Annotated in this window: 13 protein-coding genes; 8 read left to right on the forward strand and 5 right to left on the reverse strand. The window is 42.8% G+C overall.

The window, feature by feature from the left end; translation table 11 throughout:
• The first annotated feature begins 82 nt into the window (after positions 1-82).
• On the forward strand, positions 83-982 hold the full coding sequence (locus NPE20_RS16110) for an alpha/beta fold hydrolase (RefSeq protein ID WP_256539706.1): 900 nt from the start codon (positions 83-85) through the stop codon (positions 980-982).
• Here the strand turns inward: NPE20_RS16110 and NPE20_RS16115 are convergent.
• On the reverse strand, positions 957-2,213 hold the full coding sequence (locus NPE20_RS16115; protein ID WP_256539707.1) for a sensor histidine kinase: 1,257 nt from the start codon (positions 2,211-2,213) through the stop codon (positions 957-959). The two genes, NPE20_RS16110 and NPE20_RS16115, sit on opposite strands and share 26 nt — an antisense overlap.
• Before the next feature lie 748 nt (positions 2,214-2,961).
• Here NPE20_RS16115 and NPE20_RS16120 point away from each other — a divergent pair.
• Positions 2,962-3,987 (forward strand): Kelch repeat-containing protein, encoded by a 1,026-nt coding sequence (locus NPE20_RS16120; protein ID WP_256539708.1) that lies wholly within the window; start codon positions 2,962-2,964, stop codon positions 3,985-3,987.
• Between the two features lie 29 nt (positions 3,988-4,016).
• Here the strand turns inward: NPE20_RS16120 and NPE20_RS16125 are convergent, their stop codons facing one another.
• Positions 4,017-6,191, reverse strand: coding sequence for a TonB-dependent receptor (locus NPE20_RS16125; RefSeq protein ID WP_256539709.1), 2,175 nt, complete (start codon positions 6,189-6,191; stop codon positions 4,017-4,019).
• A 55-nt stretch (positions 6,192-6,246) separates the two neighbouring features.
• On the reverse strand, positions 6,247-6,552 hold the full coding sequence (locus NPE20_RS26975) for a DUF6660 family protein (protein WP_354003259.1): 306 nt from the start codon (positions 6,550-6,552) through the stop codon (positions 6,247-6,249).
• 193 nt (positions 6,553-6,745) lie between these two features.
• Here NPE20_RS26975 and NPE20_RS16135 point away from each other — a divergent pair, with 193 nt between their 5' ends.
• Together NPE20_RS16135 and NPE20_RS16140 are read left to right on the forward strand one after the other, a co-directional pair.
• Entirely contained in the window at positions 6,746-9,214 is a 2,469-nt protein-coding gene (locus tag NPE20_RS16135; protein ID WP_256539711.1) for a TonB-dependent receptor, read from the forward strand.
• 69 nt (positions 9,215-9,283) lie between these two features.
• Positions 9,284-10,522 carry a PepSY-associated TM helix domain-containing protein gene (locus tag NPE20_RS16140; RefSeq protein WP_256539712.1) on the forward strand — a complete coding sequence of 413 codons (1,239 nt, stop codon included), beginning with the start codon at positions 9,284-9,286 and terminating at the stop codon, positions 10,520-10,522.
• On the opposite strand, the gene NPE20_RS16145 is transcribed toward NPE20_RS16140, so the two are convergent.
• Complete coding sequence (locus NPE20_RS16145; protein WP_256539713.1) at positions 10,519-12,894, reverse strand: GAF domain-containing protein; 2,376 nt, start codon at positions 12,892-12,894, stop codon at positions 10,519-10,521. The two genes, NPE20_RS16140 and NPE20_RS16145, sit on opposite strands and share 4 nt — an antisense overlap.
• Before the next feature lie 136 nt (positions 12,895-13,030).
• Positions 13,031-13,522 (reverse strand): phosphatase PAP2 family protein, encoded by a 492-nt coding sequence (locus tag NPE20_RS16150; protein ID WP_256539714.1) that lies wholly within the window; start codon positions 13,520-13,522, stop codon positions 13,031-13,033.
• A gap of 242 nt (positions 13,523-13,764) precedes the next feature.
• Between NPE20_RS16150 and NPE20_RS16155 the strand changes: the two genes are divergently transcribed.
• From NPE20_RS16155 to NPE20_RS16170, 4 genes are all read left to right on the forward strand, one after another.
• Complete coding sequence (locus tag NPE20_RS16155; protein WP_256539715.1) at positions 13,765-15,006, forward strand: Pycsar system effector family protein; 1,242 nt, start codon at positions 13,765-13,767, stop codon at positions 15,004-15,006.
• A gap of 2 nt (positions 15,007-15,008) precedes the next feature.
• Positions 15,009-17,051: a polyphosphate kinase 1 gene (ppk1, locus tag NPE20_RS16160; RefSeq protein ID WP_256539716.1), complete on the forward strand. Its 2,043-nt coding sequence runs from the start codon at positions 15,009-15,011 to the stop codon at positions 17,049-17,051.
• A 2-nt stretch (positions 17,052-17,053) separates the two neighbouring features.
• A complete protein-coding gene (locus NPE20_RS16165) occupies positions 17,054-17,911 on the forward strand; it encodes an SdiA-regulated domain-containing protein (protein WP_256539717.1) in 858 nt (285 codons plus the stop codon).
• A 131-nt stretch (positions 17,912-18,042) separates the two neighbouring features.
• A complete protein-coding gene (locus NPE20_RS16170) occupies positions 18,043-20,616 on the forward strand; it encodes a BamA/TamA family outer membrane protein (protein ID WP_256539718.1) in 2,574 nt (857 codons plus the stop codon).
• The last annotated feature ends 12 nt before the right edge of the window (positions 20,617-20,628 follow it).

Consider the following 20,628-nt stretch of genomic DNA (forward strand, 5'->3'; position numbering starts at 1 on the left):
GGGATTATTTTAGCCAAAAACCGACCATAAATCGCCCCGGAAACGGCCTGAATAGTAACATTATTAAACTAAATCATCTGTCATGAAATTTTGCCCATATTTCGTTGCCCTTTTTTTGTGTCTCGCCCTGTTTGCCTGCAATAACCCGCAGCCAAAAAATACCACCGCCATTAACGATGACAAAGACATCACCACAAACCTGGTGAGCGACGGCGTTAGGATAGATTATACCGATACCGGTACCGGCGATACCACCCTCCTGTTTGTTCACGGCTGGTGTATCAATAAAACTTACTGGGCCGACCAGGTTGCCTACTTTGGTAAGCGGTACAGGGTAGTTACCATTGACCTGCCCGGTTTTGGAAAATCGGGTAAGAACAGGACCAAATGGAACACCGCCACCTTCGGCCAGGACATTAAGAACGTGATAAACCAGTTAGGCCTAAAGAATGTGATATTGGTAGGCCACTCTATGGCCGGCAATATTGTTTTGCAAGGAGCTGTTGACGCACCCGAAAATGTATTAGCGCTGGTTGGGGTGGATAACTTTAAATCGGTTGGGGTAGCCTGGACTGATAGCGTAAAGGCTATGAAAGAATATGCGGAAGCTATGGCCGCGATGAAAAAGAACTTTAAAGCCGTTGCTTTTGATTGGTTTAATAAAGGCTTGTTTTATAAAACTACCAGTAAGGCCCTCAGGGAACGTATTTTAAATGATGTAGCACATTCCGACTCAACGGTTGCCATTGCCTGCCAGGAATGGGATAATTTTAACGATGCCGCCCAACTATTAAAAGCTAAAAAGAAACTTTACCTTATCAACAGCGACTACCAGCCCACCGATACCACAGGACTAATATCAAAGAAAATCCCTTATAAGTTACTGGAGGTACATGCCACAGGCCATTTCCCGATGGTGGAAAAGCCGGCGGAATTTAACAAGCTGTTAGATAGTGCTATTGCTGATATAAAACATCATTAAGTTCGGCAGCTACTACTGATGGGGTCTTTTTTATAGCGAATACAAAGGTAGTACCCTCGCCTAATTTTGATTCGGCATGAATCTCCCCCTGTAACTTATTTATTAACAGCTTAACGGTGTATAACCCCAACCCGTTTCCTTTTTTGTTAAAGCGGTCCGTAGTATTTAGCGTAACATCTTTCTCAAATATCTTTTCCAGGTTTGCAGGTGCTATGCCTACCCCGTTATCGGTTATTTTAAAGCTGTAACGGTCATCCTCTTCCCTAAAAAGTATATTGATAACACCTTGCGGCTTATCATTATATCTTACGGCATTAGTTAACAGGTTTAAAAATATCTGTTCGACCGCTACCGATGAACATACTATTGTGTGCTCCACTTTGGGCAGATTAATGGTAATATTATGCGGCACATCAAGCAAATTCACTACGTTTTTCAGCAGTTTATTCAGGTCTAAACACTCCTGGTTTGATAATAGCGAGGCGGGCGCGGTAGAATATGCCATCATTTTATCAACCAGGGTAAGCAGCCGTTTTGATGAGTTGAGGGTTAGGGCAACAAGGTTGCGGCTTTTGTCATCGCCGGTATTTTTCAGGCGCATTTGCAATGCTTGTGCGGTTAGCAAAATACTGCTTAACGGATTTTTAATATCGTGGGCAGCAGTAGTCGCGAATTTCTTGATGAAGGTATTGGTTTCTAATAACTCCTGATTAGCTTTTTCTAACAGCACCAGTTTTTTGCGCAGTTCCATTTGGGCTAATACCTGCCTGGCCAGTATTTTAAGTGATCTTTCCTGTTCATCGGTTAGCTCTTTTGGCTTTACATCTAAAACGCATAACGAGCCCAAAGCAAAGCCCTCTTCGGTAATTAGCGGTACACCCGCGTAAAAAACAACATTGGGGTCGCCGGTTACCAGCGGGTTTGATGCAAAACGATCGTCCTCACGCAAGTCATTCACTACCATAATATCGGTAGTTTCTACAATCGTATAGGCGCAAAACGAATATTCTTTTGGCGTTTCGGAAACATCAGAACCAACAATGGCTTTAAACCACTGCCTTTTATCATCTAACAGACTAATAAGGGCAACGGGAGTTTGGCAAATTTGGGATGCAAGAACGGTTAGCTCCTCAAAATCATCTTCTGGGGCTGTATCTAAAAGATTATACGATGCTAAGGCAAGTAATCGCTCGCTTTCGTTTTCCGGCACCGGGAAGTAAGGAGAATTCAATAGTTAATAATTAGATTATAAATATAAACATTCCGGCCGACACTATCACTGTCAGCCTCCTGTATTATTAACGTTATAAACGACAAGGCGAACCAAAAAGTACTGCCTTTATCCACTTCTTTATTTACTGCTTATTTAAGACAAAATGTATCGGGAATGCAAAAAGGCCGCGTAGGAATGTGATTGGCAGGGAGTGGCTATTCGCCTTGCTTTACGCCAAAACCCCTCCCTACACCCTCCCGTTGGGCTACAGTGTGCACACATCTTTTGAAATTTGGCAAGGATAAATGAGCCGTAGGCTCTACCGCTTTGTAGAAAAATAACGAACATGATTTATGCCTCGTAGAGGCTACCCGTTCGTAGAAAAGTAACGGAATTAGTCTTATTCATCCTAAAAATGGCGAATAAAGGGTAGCTCCTACAGAGCAAAAACCTTTTCCTCTATTTGGCTACAAAGCGGTAGACCCTATGGGTCATAAAAAATACACCCAACGAAAAGATGTGGGTACGCGGTGGCTCCCCAAGGAGGGAATCTTAACCAATAAATTACCTTTATGTCTGCTCATGGGCTTACCTTATAGCGGTAAAGCCCTGGAATCACTCTTGCTGGTTATACCGATACCACATTTACCTTTACATTTATTACGCCTTTTTCTCATATTCTTTACAATTTTAAAACACTCTTAATTAATAGTTTAAATACCGTTAGCTTAGGTTATATTTTTTAATATAACTTAAGCTTCTTGCCATGAAAATCTTAAAAAGCGCTCTTGTCACCACCCTGTGGATTGCAACTTTAATATTTTTATTCTCCTGCAAAAAGGATCAGGTGAAGCAAGATATGATTGCAACAAGTGCATCATCAACTTCTGAAACTATACTGGCACCTTCCGGAACATGGAGTGCAATAGCCCCATTTGGGGGTGGCCAGCGTGCTTTTGCCGTGAGTTTCAGTATAGGTAATAAAGGGTATATTGTATCTGGGTTTGACAGATCAGCCGGTACTGGTGCACTTTATGAATATAGTCCACAAAGTAATTGTTGGACATTAAAATCTGATTTTAAAGGCATTCAAAGATCAAGTGCAATTGGTTTCAGTATCGGGAACAAAGGTTACATAGGTTTAGGAAGTGGTAAGAAGGATTTTTGGGAATATGATCCCGCGACCGACCAATGGACAAAAAAGGCAGATTTTCCAGGTGGAAATAGATCCCTGGCCGTAGGCTTTAATATTGGAAATAAGGGATATGCAGGTACTGGCAGTACTGATGCCATGCCCTTTCACCAGGATTTTTGGGAATATAATCCCGCGACCGACCAATGGACAAAAAAAGCAGACTTTCCGGGGTCGCCACGATTTGCGGCTTTAGGAATAAGCATCAATAACAAAGGGTATATTGGATTTGGTATTGATAAAGACACAGAGGGATTGCGAGATTTTTATGAATACAACCCTATTACGGACAGTTGGATCAAGAAAGAAGATATTCCTGGTTTTGGGAGAACCTTTTCCGCAGGTTACTCTATTGATAATAAAGGATTTATAAGTGGGGGTTATTCTCCATTGGCGCTTGAATTCAAGGGTTACTTAAAAGATTTTTGGCAATATGATCAGGAAACAGGCTCCTGGATCCAACTCCCCAATTTACCGGGTGTTGGTCGCCAGGCGCCGGTTGGTTTCAGTATTGGAAATAATGGATATATCGGAACCGGATACAATGTTGATGAAGGGTACGAACAAAGTGACATATACGTGTTTAAGTGGGATAATTGACAACTTGTTCCGATTCCTTATAAACCTCATTAAAGTTTCAGTTTAATACCACCGTTTACAACAAACCCATCTAAAGGGGCATAAATATCCCTAAAAGTTGGGTTGCTGATACTGCCGGTATAAATAGTATCAAAGCGGGTTTGGCGGGTATCGGTAAGGTTTTCAAAGTTGATGAATACCGAAAAACGCTTCCATAGCTTCTCTGCCATTAAACCAGTTGTCCAGTAGGCTTTACCCGTAGCGCCGTCATTCAGTTTCTGCGGACTAAAATAATAGGCTTCTGCGCCAATCTTCCATTGATCTTCTATCTCAAACATCAGCACATTGTTTAGCCGGTGTTTTGAAACCAGGGTGTAGCTATTTATTACATTACCGGTGTGTTGCTTTACATCGGCCAGTGTATAACCCACAAACAGCTTAAAATCGCCATAAGTTATTTTAATGTTTGTTTCGATGCCTTTGGTGTTGAGGTCGCCCGGTGGCTGCTGGTATTGCAAATTACCATTGGCCAGTTGGGTAAGTAATATAGGATGCTCTATACGGGTGTAAAAAAATAGTTGGTTGATACTGAAACTCCCCTTATCATCAAATATAGCTGTACGGTAATTAATATCGTAGTTAGCGCCGTACGAACGCTCGGCACGGGTATTGGCTACATCAATAGGTAATACATTTCTAAATTGGATCCGCTCGGCATCCTCGGTAAATACATTTGGGCCTTTATAACCCAGGCCACCACCCAACCGGGTAGAGAAATGCGAGTTTATCTTCCACAAGCCGGATAGTCTTGGCAGGAACATAAAACCATACTGATTGTGATAATCGCCTCTTACACCGCTCTCCAGTGTAAACGCATCGCTTACGTTCCAGGTGTTTTGTATAAAAGCGCCTATGGTGTTGTTTTCATAACTGCGCAAAGGGAAACTGCTGTTCCTGTTCTCGTGGAAATCATCCGTCAAAAAGTTTAACCCGGCAACCCAATCAGATGTAGCGGTATTGCGAATATAATTGGCCTCGGTATAGGTAGAGAGCTGCTCGCCCGAGAAACGATAATTAGGCAGGTTTATGGTACGGTCGTAAAAACTAACGCTGTTTTTAAAGATCAGCTTTTCGGCGCTGTTTAGCTTGTGTACCAGTTCGGCCTGGGTGCTATAACGACCGGTTTTGTTCTCTTCAAAGTACGAGTGCTGGGCATCGCCATCACCTTCAATATAATGCAGGTCGCCCCCTATCCTATTTTCTACTGTGGCATTAATACCCGCAGTTAAGGTGGTGTTATCATTAAAATAGAAAAACAGTTTTGGGTTGATGGTATAGCGGTTAAACTTTGGGATCGCAGTCAGGTCGATATCAGACGGGTCATAGGCCGAGCCGTGATTATAAGCCGCATAAATGGTGGTTCCTATTTTGCTGAATTTTTGCGCGTAAAACAGGCTTGCATCCAATCCCCGGGCAGATGTACCATTGAGCAACAAATTTAATTGCCGCTCATCGGTTGGTGTTTTTGATACCAAATTTACCAGCCCGGCTATCGCGCCGCCGCCATACAAGGTAGATGACGAGCCCTTTATCACCTCCACCTGTTTCAGATCAAGCGGGGCAACCTGCAACAGCCCCAACCCGCCCGAAAAGCCGGAGTACAGCGGGAAGCCATCGCGGATGATCTGCGTGTATTTACCATCCAATCCCTGGATGCGGATACTGGAGTTACCGCTGGTTGCCGATGTTTGCTGGGTTTGTATACCCGTGCTTTCGGCCAGTACCATGCGGATATCGCCGGGTTTCATATTGCTTTTCTCGTCCAGTTCCTCGCCGGATATTACCTCCACCCTTGTTGGGATATTGGCAATGGTACGGCTGCTGCGCGTTGCAGATACCACAACCTCGCTCAGTTCATTTTCTTCGGCTTGCAGCAATATTTCCATAGGCTGCAACTGTGTAAGCGGGAAAGTGATGGTATCCTGTCTGTTTACGTAACCTATATAACGGAAAATAATTACCTGTTTGCCATTAGGCAGGTTGTTTAATGTGATCAATCCTGAAGTATCAGATGTAGCGCCGGTAGTTGTGCCCTTTAATGAGGCCGTAGCGCCAATAAGCGGCTGGTTTGTTACGGCATCTTTAAGTATGGCTGTAAATGTATTTTGAGAATAGGCTATAGCTGTATAAAGCAGTGCTATAAAAAGCACAGTAAGTTTTTTCATTTTTTAGAATTAGAATTAATACTGGAACGGGCCTGTGTTGGCCATAAATGGTGTATTAACCTATTTGAGGTGGCTGCCAGATAGAAAGGGAAACTTCCTTAATATCGGGCTGCTGATAAGGGGGATAGATCTGCGCGGTTTTAACAGGACTTAATAATAAGCTTGCTGTTACTGTTTTTGAAATGGTAAAACCTACGCATGTTCCGCACGAAAAAAATGGTGAGCAACCTGTGCAATCCTTTGCTTTGCCTGTATCTGCGTGCTCTGTTTTTACCATAGCATCGCAATCGCTATCTGTACAGCAGGGCTTAACAGATAACAGAACTACGATAAAAGAGAAAATGATACAAAGCAGTTTCACAAGGCAAAAGTATCAATTTAAAGATATACAGGAACAATATTAAGTTTTTCACAGTTATTTAAAACTTATTTAAACTAATTCTAAATAATGTTTGGAATTACGATTTGCGTGTCTATTTTTGCGCCTAATTGGAATTAATCTAAATAACATGTGCAAATATTTACACAATTACCTTTTTAAACTCCCTTTAGTAATGCTTTTAATACTCGTAAGCGTTACTTCGATAAAAGCAAATAATGATGATGACAGCAAAAACGGTAAAATAACCGGTCACGTAAAAACCAGCGATGGCCAACCCGCTATATTTGTTAACGTAGGCATTGTTGGTTTAAATAAAGGAACTACTACTATAGATGATGGTTCTTTTATAATAGGCAACGTAAAGCCCGGCACCTATACTTTAAAAATATCTTATGCAGGGGCGTTAACCGAACAGAAAACGGTTACTGTTACCGAGGGGCAAACTACCAATGTTGAATTTGTACTTTCAGAAAACTCAACCCAGTTAAATGAGGTGGTTGTATCATCAACCAAAACCATTAACCGGAAAAACCTTAGCATAGGCAAAATGAACATTGCCCCTATTGACCTTCCGCTAAGTGTTACCGTAATCGGCCGCGATGTGCTTGATCAGCAGCAATCGTTACGTTTAAGCGATGTTATAAAAAACGCGAACGGCATTTACCTGTATAGCGCACGCGGTAATACACAAGAAACTTTTGGTGCACGCGGTTATAGTTTTTCGAGCACTAACATGTTTAAAAACGGCTTCAGGATAAACTCAGGGGCTACCCCGGAGATGAGCTCGCTGGAGCGTGTTGAGATCTTAAAAGGCAGTGCAGCCCTGCTTTACGGCAATGTTGCACCAGGCGGTATTTTAAACATGGTGACTAAAAAACCAAAGTTTACACAAGGCGGCCAGGTGAGCATGACCTACGGCAGCTACGACCTTTACAAACCTACCTTTGATGTTTACGGCCCTATATCATCCAAATTAGCCTACCGCTTAAACGGAACCTATGAAAAAGCAAACAGCTACCGCGATAATGTAAAATCGGAAAGGTTTTACATTAACCCTTCCTTACTTTACAAGATCAGTGATAAAACAAACATTGTAGTGGAAGGCGATTACCTTAATTATGACTTCACCCCAGATTTTGGTATAGGGCAAACAAATAACATTATTGCCAATGTACCGCGTAGCAGGTACCTAAGCCCGTTATGGTCTTGGGGTAAAACAAAACAAACCACTGCAACAGCTACCATTAACCACCAGATAAATAGCCTTTGGCAATTAAGCGGAGGTTTCTCCTACCAAAGATTTGACCGCCAGTACCAAACCACAGAGCGTGTACAGCCGGATGCAATTGGTGACTGGTCGCGCCCATTAAACCGCGCTAAAACCCTTGAGGATTATTACACAGCGCAGTTTAACGTAACCGGGCAGTTTAATACAGGCGTTATTAAGCACAATATTTTAGTTGGACTTGATGCTGATAGATATAATAACACCAATAACACTTTTGTTGCAGCAATAAAAGATGGTAAGCTCGATTCAAAAGGCGTATCAAGCTATATTGATCAGAACGGTAATATCCAATCGGCAACTTACGACAAGATCAACATATTTGATCTGAACAAATATCAGCAGCGTTTAGATATGCCTGTAATGAATGCTATTTACAGTGTACTAACACCAACTAACCGCTTTGGCGCTTATTTTAACGACCTGATCAGCTTATCAGAAAAAGTAAAAGTTTTAGCGGGTATCCGTTGGTCTTACCAATACATATCCCCTACCAATGTTACCGGATATTATACACCAGACCTAACTCCGGCTTTTGCTAAAGGTAAAGAAGACAAGGCATTTTCGCCAAGGGTAGGTATCGTTTACAAACCAATTGCCAATACCGCTCTTTTTGCCAGCTACTCAAATTCGTTTATAACCAATACCGGTACCGATGTTAACAACAACCCGCTTGATCCATCATTGGTTGACCAGTTTGAAGCAGGTGTAAAAAATGATTTCCTAAATGGTAACCTATCTGTAAATGTTACCGCGTACCGTATAATAAATAACAACCTTGCGCAAACAGCTCCTTTTGGCCCTGATGGGGTAACACCAAATACTAATGCAACCCTAAAGGCATTGGTAGGCGAAACCAGAAGCGATGGTGTGGAATTGGATATAGCAGGCCACCCTTTCCAGGGATTGGATGTGTTAGCCGGTTACAGCTACATCAACGCGCGTTATACAAATACGCCAAAATCTCCGGGTAGCTTTTTACCGGGGCAGCCTTTACTTAATGTGCCCAAGCACACCGCCAACGCAAGTGTTTTCTACAATTTTTATGATGGCAGCCTTAAAGGCTTTAAGGTTGGCGCATCGGTTTATTACCTGGGCAACCGTACCGCAGGCTTCGCCAATGTATACCCGGCTACAGATCCTGCTCCGGGCCAGCCACAGCCCGCATCAAGGCTACTTCCCGTACCAGATTTTACTACTGTTGATGCTTCTGTGGGTTACACTTACAAAAAGATCTCCATCATTGGTAAGATCTCGAACATTGGCAATGTGCTAAACTGGAATGTGCACGAAAACTACAGTGTTAACCCTATCCCGCCAAAGCAATTCTTAACTACCCTTAGCTACAAGTTTTAATCTAAGGACAGATACCATAAAACAAACCGGGCTTGCAAAACAAGCCCGGTTTCATAATAAATAAGAGATATGAAAGTATTTTTCCGCAATATTCACCTTTACCTGAGCCTTGCGGCGGGCATAATTATTTTTGGCTCGTGCCTTACAGGAACGGTGCTGGTGTTTGAGAAAGAGATAGACCATGCCCTGCACCCGGAAAGATACTACGTAAAACCACAGGGCGCCCGGCTGCCTTTATCGCAATTAAAAGCAATGGCTTTAAAGCAAATGCCTAAAGCTAAGCCGGCCTCTATAATGGTGTATAATGATGCGGAACGTACAGTTGAGTTTGGTGTTATAGTTCCCGAAAAGAAAGGAAAAGGCAACAAGGATAAACAACTTGCAAAACCCGAGGAGGATAAAAAAGGCCGCGGTGGCGATATCAAAGACAAAAAGCCTAAGGAAGCGGAAAGGGCAAATCTGGTCCTGTTTCTTAACCCTTATACCGGGGAGCTTGTTGGGCAGTATAGCCGCAGGCAATCATTCTTGTTCAGTGTAGAAATGTACCATCGTTTTTTGCTGGCAGGTAAGGATAGTGCCGGGGATTTGATAGTGGGTATTGCTACGCTTTTGTTTCTGTTTATACTTATAACAGGCGTAATACTATGGTGGCCCAAAACCAAAAATATAATGCGGCAGCGCCTCAAAATAAAATGGGATGGCAGCACAAAACGCCTAACGCACGATCTGCACCTGGTTACCGGTTTCTATACATCCGTTTTCCTCATCATTACCGTAACTACCGGACTGATCATGTCTTTTAAATGGGCTAATAAAGCGTTATATGCCGTAACCAGTTCAGTAATACAAACCGAGCAGCCAAAACCGCCAAAATCGGTTTACCAGGCGGGTGCTAAGCCTTTAACTATTGATGAAGCTTTAAAGGGCTTATCGGGCAAAATAAATATAGCCGCTTTTTATACCATCCGTACCCCAAAAGATTCGACCGGTACATTCAGCATCAATATTTTGCCACAAGGCGCAATTGAAAGCACAGCCGATACCTATTTTATTGATCAATATAGCGGCGATTTGGCAGGTTCGCAGCTTTTTGCTGATAAGAGCCTGGGGCAGCGGGCAAGGGCTTTAGTAAAGCCAATACATACCGGGGCCGTTTACGGGTTACCAACCAAAGTAATCAGTTTTATTGTTTGTCTGCTTTCGCTTATTTTCCCGGTTACAGGGGTTATGATGTGGCTTAACCGTATCAAAAAGAAAAAGCCGGATGCTAAACGGTTAGTGAGGCATAAGCATGTATTACAAGCTTAAATAGCAAGTGTTTGGGCTTCCTGCAGTAGTTCTGTATAGCTAAAAAACTTGCGAAGCGGTAAACTGGTGTTGTAAAGTATTTTTACACGCAATACTTTTAAACCCGATACGCTTTGCAGGTCTTCTACTTCCAGCATCTCTATCTCGTCATCCAGCATTTTTTTTGATTGCAGGAAACGTATGTAATTCTTGTACTCTACCTCTTCCTCGTGGTTGGTATAAACAATGGTGATCTTGCCCGGTGCAGTTAAACGCTCGGTTGTACCTTTAACAAAAGCTTTGTCGATACGTTTTTTCACTATCTCGAAGCGGGCGTTGTAAGTACCATCCACATCAAAACGTTTCTCATCCATCCTAAAGCGGATAGAGATTGGCAAACTAAACGCCAATATCAGCGAAGTAACATCCAGCGGATATGGCAGGGTGGTTTTCAGGAAATGGTGTTCCAGTTCCATTTCGCATAATACCTGTAATTGCCATAAGCGCAGGTTATATAAATAGCTAATATCAAAACTCTTAGCCGGTGCTATTGTGGCGCCTATATACAGGTTATGCTCGATACCATCGGTTTTAAAACGCTCGTAATAATGCGGGAACACGGCCTGGGCCTGTGTTTGGGCACGATCGAGCAGCAAAGCCATTTTCTCGTTTATCAGCGCAACAGTAGTTTCATACTTGCGGCGGTTATGATGGAAATAGCCGCTTTTATCAGCCTTTTCAAAGTAGTTGTCTATTGCCGCTTTATAGGTTACAGTAAAGCCGTCCGCCGCTTTTAATAAGGGATGGATATGCGTTTCTAAATAAGTCTGGATATGCTGCTCGGTATCCGCACGAAGAGGGCCCTGCACGTCCATAACCAACTCCTGCAGGTTACGTACGTTTTGCTCTATGTTGCTATCGTTGTTTGACAGGTGCAGTTGTTCAACCAACGGGATAAGCGTGGTTAACTGGTTTTGCAGATCCAACTGAACGCTGTGGTTACGGGTATCTGATGAACCTTTTATATCTATCTGCCCATAAAGCGGGTACACATCTGCAAAGGTCACCTCTTTTAAGGCATAATCCTTTTTCAGTCCGCGATATTTTATGAATTTAACCGCTTCTTTTTTAAACTTCCAGTAAACGCTTGGGTGTATGGTGGTGTATTCGTTTTGGATAAGCGCCTGGATCTGGTTTTGCATGTAGCTGTACTGCCTGTCAATGGTATCGGTAATGTAAGGCATTACTATTTCCAGTTGATTGGCATTGATGCTGTTTAGCTCGCCTACACGGCGGGATACCAGCTCAATTATGCCCAATAAATGACCGTTCTTAAGTACCGGTGCCAATATAAGGCTTCCTATTCCCTGCTCTAAAAACCGCCGGCCCATTGTGTTGCCCGGGTCGTTCATTAAAAATTTAGCAACATCAGATACGGCAAAATACACATTTTCTTCAACCAGCTTTTTTAAGGAGCTTCCACAAAGTGTATCAAAGCATTGCTCTTCTACATCCTGCGGTACCAGGTAACTTTTAAGATTAGGGTTAAAAGTGGCAATACTAAACGTATTCTCTACATCATTAAATGAAGTAAAACCAATATCCAGATCGGGAATCTTATATATCGAACGAAATACTTCTAAAATATTATCCTTTAAATTACTCCCATACGTTGCACCTAACAACGTCCCTTTCAAAGCCGAAACAGCGTTTTCAACCGTAGCATCAAACATGTTTAGTATGGCAAAGCCCTTCAGTATCCAGCTGTCTTTAGGGAAATATTTTTTCCACAGGACAAGGTCGTTATAATTATCACGTAACAGTTCTATGTCTTCGGCAGTAATTATTGGTGCATTTGGCGCGGGTACCAGATCCATAAAATCCGCATTGTATAAAATGCGATAATGTTTCATTATGCCCTTAGCATCGGGGATATCATAAAACCACGACCTGGAGAAATTAAAGTTTGTGCCGTAAAATTCATTGAGGATGATACAACAGCTGTTAACATAAACCTGGTGCTCGGTAAAATCCCTTATATTAATATCAAACGCCGTACCTGCCTCGGCCAATATGTTTTGCAGGCGCTGGCTCTGGTTAAAAAGCACATCCTGAAAAGGGACCGTTATGGCCTTTATTTCGTTTAGTGTAAGTACTTCGGGGAAAATATCTGCTGTTAACCGTTTTATGATATCAGCATGTTTCATTAACTGATCTGTATCGGTTATGCCCTCTCTGAGTTCGGGATAGGGCTCAATTTCGTCCAAAATTTCTTGCGCCACGGCAGAACGCATACCGTTTTTTAAAGCGGCCTGCTTTTCCAAACGCTCTATCAATACATGGAATGATATACGTATCTGAAACGGACTATCTGCAAATGCTTTAAGATTCATGGGCTATAGTGTTCATTACAACACCAATAAAATTCTGAAACAAATTTAAGTAATATATTAACTGGTTGATGCTATTAAAATATTCTTTATGACTTTACTACGAAACAAACAATCGAACTTTACTTTTCAATGTCTGTTATCGTTTCAAAGGCTGTAATAATAAGGCAGTTCCGGTGCCCAGTATCGCCCCGGCGGTTACATCTGTTGGGTAATGAACACCTAAGTACATACGCGAGTAACTAACAGACCCGGCCCATAAAAACGATGGTGCTATTACATACCATTTGGGGTAAGCATTTGATAAAGCCATAGCCGTAGAAAAGGAGGTGGCAGCATGGCCCGATGGGAACGAAGTGCTGCCCGCCCTGTAAACCGGCACTATATTTATATTTTGCACAAAGGGCCTGCGGCGTTTAACCAAATGTTTTATCAACACCATAAGCCCGTAAGAAACCGCTGTGCTGCTGGCAATATATAACGAGTTTTGGCGCATTTGGCTATCGTTACTAATAATACCCCCTACCAGTAACGCGGCAGGCACACCAATATCGCCATACATATTTGTACGCGATAAAAACAGCATTACATCTGTTTGTGGGGGTGTACGGCTTTGCTGCAGGTTAAGCATTACTCTGTCATCAAACTGTTGAATTTGGGACTGAGCCAAAGAGCTTGTAGCGCACGGAAGCATTGTAATTGACTGAATAACAGTAAAAAACAACAGGAAGTATTTATTGCAGACGAACTTCATGTATACGTGGCTAAATATTTATTTTATATTTATACCAAAGTAAATAATATTTACCGCCGAAAGGGTCAATCACAGGTAATAAATTATCGGGCCCATCTGCTTACATCTAAATATATATCATGAATTACCCCGAGTTACTTCGCCAGGTTAGGGAATATACATTAGCATACTACAAGGCACACGCTGATGACAAGCTGGTTTATCACGATAAACAGCATACCGAGGATATGGTAAGGGCCGCTACACAAATTGGCAACCACTACCAGCTTAGCGACCGCGACTTTTTTATTGTGCAAGCGGCTGCATGGTTTCATGACCTGGGTTATATGATAGACATTCAGCATCACGAAGCCCAAAGCACGGTGCTGGCAGAAAACTTTTTACGTAAACACAATGTAGATGAAGCTGATATAGCAGATATAAAAGGCTGTATACTGGCAACCCAAATGCCGCAAAAGCCGCTAACACAGTTAGAAAAAATTGTTTGCGATGCCGATCTTTTCCATTTAGGTACCGACGATTTTTTTAAGAAGGACAAACAAATGCTAAAAGAATATAACGCGCTGAACCATGCCGATATGGCAAAGCTGGACTGGCGCCGTAAAAGCATTAAGTTTTTAGAAAGCCACCAGTATCATACCGATTACGCCCAGGTATTATTAAACAGTGGTAAACAAGCCAACATCCAAACCTTAAAAAACAAAGTTGCCGCTGCCGAACAAAAGGCAATTGAAAAACATACCGAGACCATGCAACAACCAGGAGAAGCCAAAATCACTGATACACATAAGTCAGAAAAAGAGAAGATACTAAAGGTTGAGCGCCCGGATAAAGGTATCGAAACCATGTTCAGGATCAGCTCAAGTAACCATCAGCGACTGAGCGATATGGCCGATAACAAAGCACATATTATGATAACGGTTAACTCCATTATCCTATCGGCGGTTATCAGTATACTGCTGCGTAAGCTTACCGAGTACGAATATTTAATTATCCCAACGTTCATTCTGTTATCCATCAGCTTACTGGCCATGACGTTTTCTATCCTGGCTACCCGGCCGTCAATCCCCACAGGTGTTTTCCAGCGATCTGATGTGGATGAAAAAAAGGTAAACCTGCTTTTCTTTGGTAACTTTTACAAAATGCCATTAGAGGATTACACCTATGGCATGATGAAAATGATGGAAGATAAAGAGTTTTTATACGGCAGCCTTATAAAAGATGTGTATGCGCAAGGCGTAGTGTTAGGTAAAAAATACAGGTTACTACGCATAGGCTATAACATTTTCATGTTCGGGTTAATAGCGTCTGTAATAGCGTTCATTATAGCTTCGGCAATATATAATCGCAAAGGTTTATAAACATGCCGGACTATAAATACTTTAACCGGGACATTAGCTGGCTCAGCTTTAACCGCCGTGTCCTGGAAGAAGCCGCCATTGCTACCGTACCTTTAATAGAGCGGATCCGTTTCCTGTCTATCTACTCCTCCAACCTTGATGAGTTTTACAGGGTGCGGATGCCTGTGCTGAGGGCCTTAAAAAACATAGGCCAAAAAAGCGAAGCTATTGATGCCGATGAACAGGAGAATATTTTGCAGCAGGCTACCGGCATGGTTTTACAACAGCAGGTACGTTTTGGCGAGATCTTAAGCACACAGCTTATCCCCGAATTAAAAGCCAATAAAATTAAGCTTTTGTATAACGGCGATTTGCCGCAAAGCCTGGAGAAAGAGATCTCGGATTATTTCCTGTCGGAAGTACTGGCCTTTTTGCAGCCTGTAGTATTAAATGCCGATACCACGTTTTTCCCTGAAAATAACAAACTCTATTTTATTATACAGTTACGCAATGGGGCCGATAAAGAAGAGTTGGTATTATTAAATATCCCATCAGATGATTTGCCCCGGTTTTTTTCTACCAAATGTGATGGCGAACAGTTCATTTGTTTTTTGGATGATATTATCCGCTTCAATCTTAATAAACTTTTCAAAAACGAAACTATTGAAGGCTGTTACAGCATAAAAATAACCCGCGATGCCGAGCTCGACCTGAAAGACGAGTATTCGGGCGAACTATCTGACCAAATAGAGCAGCAATTACAGAAGCGTGATAACGGCCTGGCCACCCGCTTTTTGCACCAGGCAGATATGCCGCTGCGTACCCTACAAGCCATTACCCAGCACCTCGGCCTTCAAAATGCCATTACAGTAGTAGGCGGCAGGTATCATAACCTTAAAGATTTAAATAGCTTACCGGTAAATACCCCTGCCCTATTATATGATAAATGGCCGGCCATTAGTTTGCCTGTACCCATTGATGAGCCCTTGGCCTCAACTATCGCTAAACAGGACTTGCTGGTGAACACGCCTTATCAATCCTACCACACCATTCTGCGCTTTTTTAACGAGGCGGCTAATAACCCCGATGTTGAGGAGATAAACGTTACGCTTTACCGTGTAGCAAGCGACTCTAAAATTGTGAACGCCCTTATCAGCGCGGCTAAAAATGGCAAACAGGTAAAAGTGGTAGTAGAACTGAAAGCCCGTTTTGATGAAGCCAACAACCTGAAGTGGGCTAAAAAGATGAAGAATGCCGGTGTACAGATCATCTATAGCGTTACCGCATTAAAGGTACACGCCAAAATAGCGCTGGTTAAAACCCGCAAAGGCGACCGTATTGCCTACTCGGGTTTGCTGGCTACCGGTAATTTTAACGAGGGCACGGCAAGGTTTTATACCGATCATATCCTGCTTACCACCAATCCTGAGATCCTGCGCGAGATAGAGTTGTTGTTCATTTTCCTTGCCAAGCGCCAAAAGCCATCCGCAGAAAATCAGATAAAATTCAATCACCTGTTGGTTGCAGGCTTTAACCTGCAAACCAAATTTTTAGCTTTAATAGACAGGGAAATTGCCTTTGCCCAACAAGGCAAACCCGCTTCTATCATCATTAAAATGAATAACCTGGAAGAAAAGGTGATGATAAATAAACTGTACGAAGCTTCGCAGGCCGGGGTTAAAATACAGCTAATCATTCGTGGTATTTGTTGTTTGATACCGGGCGTTAAAGGCATGAGCGAAAACATAAGCATTAAAAGGATTGTTGACCGTTATTTGGAGCATGGCCGCGTGTTCATCTTCAACAATAATGGCAACCCCGAGTTATTTATGGGATCCGCAGATTGGATGAACCGGAATATCTACCATCGTATTGAAGTTTGTTTCCCGGTTTATGATGCTGTTATTAAAGAGCAAATTACCCATTTGGTAAACCTGCAATTAAGTGATAATGTACAGGCGGTAGATATAGATTCAAATTTAAATCAAATAAAAGTCGAAGCTAAAGGCGAGGCGGTACAATCGCAAAAAGCCATCTATCAATATTTAAAAACTTTAAACGAATAAACATGAAAGCAGCCGTAATATTTTCTCTGTTACTAATAGGCATGATAGGTTCTTCATGCAGTCAGAATAAAACCACGGGTGGTAAAAGCCCCGCCGGATACGACCTGAACAACCCGGTAAAATACCAGATGGGAACAGACTTATTGGAAATATCGGGTATTGCGTTTAATAAAGGCGACAACAGCACCCTTTACGCCGAGCAGGATGAAGAAGGCAAGATCTTTTACTTCCGCCCGGGCGATACAAAAGTAAACCAGGCAAAATTTGGCAAAACCGGCGATTACGAAGATGTAGCTATACTAAATGAACAGGCTGTTATTTTGCGTAGCGATGGCAGTTTATTTAGCTTCCCGCTAAGCGAAGTTAAGGCCGGGCAAATAAACAGCGTTAAAGAATTTAAGAAAATTTTGCCTGCCGGCGAATACGAAGGACTGCATGCTGATGGTAATAAACTGTATGCCCTATGCAAACAATGCGCGGGTGTAAATCACAACAAACAATGCAATGGCTACATTTTAAATTTAGCTGCCGACGGCAATATTACCCAAAGCGGCACTTTTACTATTGATGTACAAAAAATTGCCGCGTTAATTGGTAAGGCAAAAATGAAGTTCCATCCATCCGCGTTAGCAAAAAACCCGCTTACAAAACAATGGTATGTGTTATCGTCGGTAAATAAAATGATCGTTGTGCTTGATGAACGCTGGAATGTATTGCAAGCCTACCCCATCAGCCCAAAAGTATTTTTACAGCCCGAAGGCATTGCTTTCGACAGGCAAGGCAATTTATACATCTCAAACGAGGGCGATAAAATAACAAATGGCAACGTTTTGCTATTTAAGTACGCTAAAGCACGGTGATATTGGCTTAATAAGCTATTGATATTTCATAACTTTACGACATAGATCAGTGAAAAAATTACCATTGTTAATTTTTTCACTGATCTGATAACATGCGGCATACCCCTTTACTCACAATCAACCGAACTGCCATGATCAAAAAACTACTTATCACTTCTATAATGCTGCCCGTAGCGGTATCATGTATATATGCACAGCAAACGCCTGCCCCCCAACCTGTTTTTCGCGATAGCATGGTTGTAAAGGTGCACCCCAGTTATGATAAAGTTAGTGGTACGCATCGCTGGTTTTTTGGTAAAAACTATCGTAAAGAATGGGCTACCCCGGTAAAAGTGCCCGTTATTCGCATTTCTGAAATTTACGGTGGCTTAACCCCCGAAAAAGAAGGCGGCGGTTTGCAATCAAAATCATTACGGTTAAAAGATAAAAGCGGCAAGGAATGGGTGATTCGCAGCGTGGAGAAAACACCCGATAAGCTTTTGCCCGAAAACCTGCAGGGAACTTTCGCGGTAGATTGGATAGAAGATGCCCTGAGCGGTCAGCACCCCTATTCGGCTTTGATAGTACCACCGTTGGCTGCAGCCGCACGTGTGCCGCATGCCAACCCGGTTATTGGTGTAATTGCTGATGATGATGCGCTTGGCGAGCATAGAAAAGTATTTGCCGGCACGGTTTGCCTGCTGGAAGAACGCGAGCCAATTGGCGAATCTGACAACACTATTAAAATGTTGGATAACCTGGTTAAAAGCCATGATAATAGTTTTGACGGCGAGGGATTTCTACGCGCCCGTATGCTGGACCTGCTTATCGGCGACTGGGACCGCCACGAAGATCAATGGCGCTGGGCCGAAACCAAAAAGGGTAAAGACAAATTTTATATTGGCGTACCCCGCGACCGCGACCAGGTATTTCACCTGGAGGAAGGGTTGTTCCCGGATATTGCCGCATTACCTTATATAAACCCGTTGCTGGGTGATTTTACGGCTAAGCCAAACTTTAAGTATGGTATATATAAAAGCCGTTTTTTAAACCCCTATCCAAATGCGCAAATGACGCATGAGCAATGGATGCGTGTAGTAAATGAGTTTGTAGCCGCCGAAACAGATGCAGTATTTGAGGCCGGTTTACGCCACCTGCCGGGCGATACCTATAAAATGGGGCACGATGTATTGCTGGCTAAATTAAAGGCGCGCAGAGCGGCCCTCCCCAAAGCAATGGATGATTATTACCGCTTCATTTACCGAATTGCCGATATCCGTTTGAGTAATAAAAATGAAAAAGTTACGATAACCGGTGCACCCAATGGCGGCTTACATGTTTTAGTTAATAAGATAACTAAAGAGGGCGAGGCGAAAGACAGCACCCTATCAATAACCTATAGCCCCGAGTTCACTAAAGAAATAAGGCTGTACACATCCGGCGGGGATGATAATATTAGCATTAACAATACAACATCGCCCATAAAACTGAGGGTTATAGGCGGTTCGGAAGGTAATAAGGTTTATAATGTAGTGCAGTCGGCAAACAAGGTGAAGGTTTACGATACACCGGCGGCCAAGTTTGAAGGTATGAGCGACAAGCTGAACAAGCACCTGTCTGCCGATACCATGAACACCCGTTTCGTGCAAACCAATCCTTACAATATTTGGATGCCCCTGGCAACAGCGGCTATTAATGCCGATGATGGCTTTTTACTTGGGCTGGGGTTTAAATACACAAAACATGATGGTTTCCGTAAGCTGCCTTATACCAGCTCACAACAATTACTGCTTACCCATGCCTTTGCCACCGAGGCTTTCCGTATTAAATATAACGGCGAATGGATCCAGGCGATAGGCAAGGCCGATTTTACCCTGCAGGTGGTTGCACAGGCACCGGATAACACCGTAAACTTTTTTGGGCTGGGCAACGGCACAACCTTAAATAAACAGCAGCCCAATTACCGCAGGTTTTATCGTACCCGTTTTGATACCTACGAGGTTGACCCTGCCCTGCGCTGGCATACAGGCATAAACAGCACCATTAGCGCCGGTCCATCGTTTCAGTACTACCGTATGGATATGAGTGACAATGTTGGCAGGCTGATCAGCAATAGTTCGCTTATTGGCTCGTATGATAGCCTGACTGTAAACCAGAGTAAAGCGCATTTAGGTTTGGCTGTTAACCTTAACAGCAACAATCGCATTGGTGGTATTTTACCAACCGGGGGGTATTATATCAACATCAGTCTGGAAGGATATAAGGGGTTAAATAACTACTCAAAAGACTATTTTCAGATCAGGCCCGAATTCACCTTTTATCAGAAACTAACCAGCAGTGGGTCGGTGGTATTGTCTGATCGTATTGGTGGCGGGGTAAGCTTGGGCAAGCCCGCATTTTACCAATCGATGTTTTTGGGCGGGCAGGGGAATTTATTGGGTTATCTGCAATATCGTTTTGCGGGCAAACACATGGTATTCAATAACCTGCAGGGCCGGGTTAAACTGTTTAATATTGCCAGTTACATTATACCGGGCCAGTTAGGCTTAAGTGGTTTTTATGATGTCGGCAGGGTTTGGGCCGATGAAGAAAAATCAAACAAATGGCACACAGGTGTGGGCGGAGGCTTTTATTTCTCACCTGCCAGCCTAACAATTTTACAAGTTTTAGCCGGCCATTCAGAAGAAGGCTGGTACCCTTACATATCATTAAATTTCAGAATATAATTCCTAATTTAC

Origin of the sequence: Mucilaginibacter aquariorum (assembly GCF_024498135.1) — a bacterium.
Lineage (GTDB): Bacteria > Bacteroidota > Bacteroidia > Sphingobacteriales > Sphingobacteriaceae > Mucilaginibacter > Mucilaginibacter aquariorum.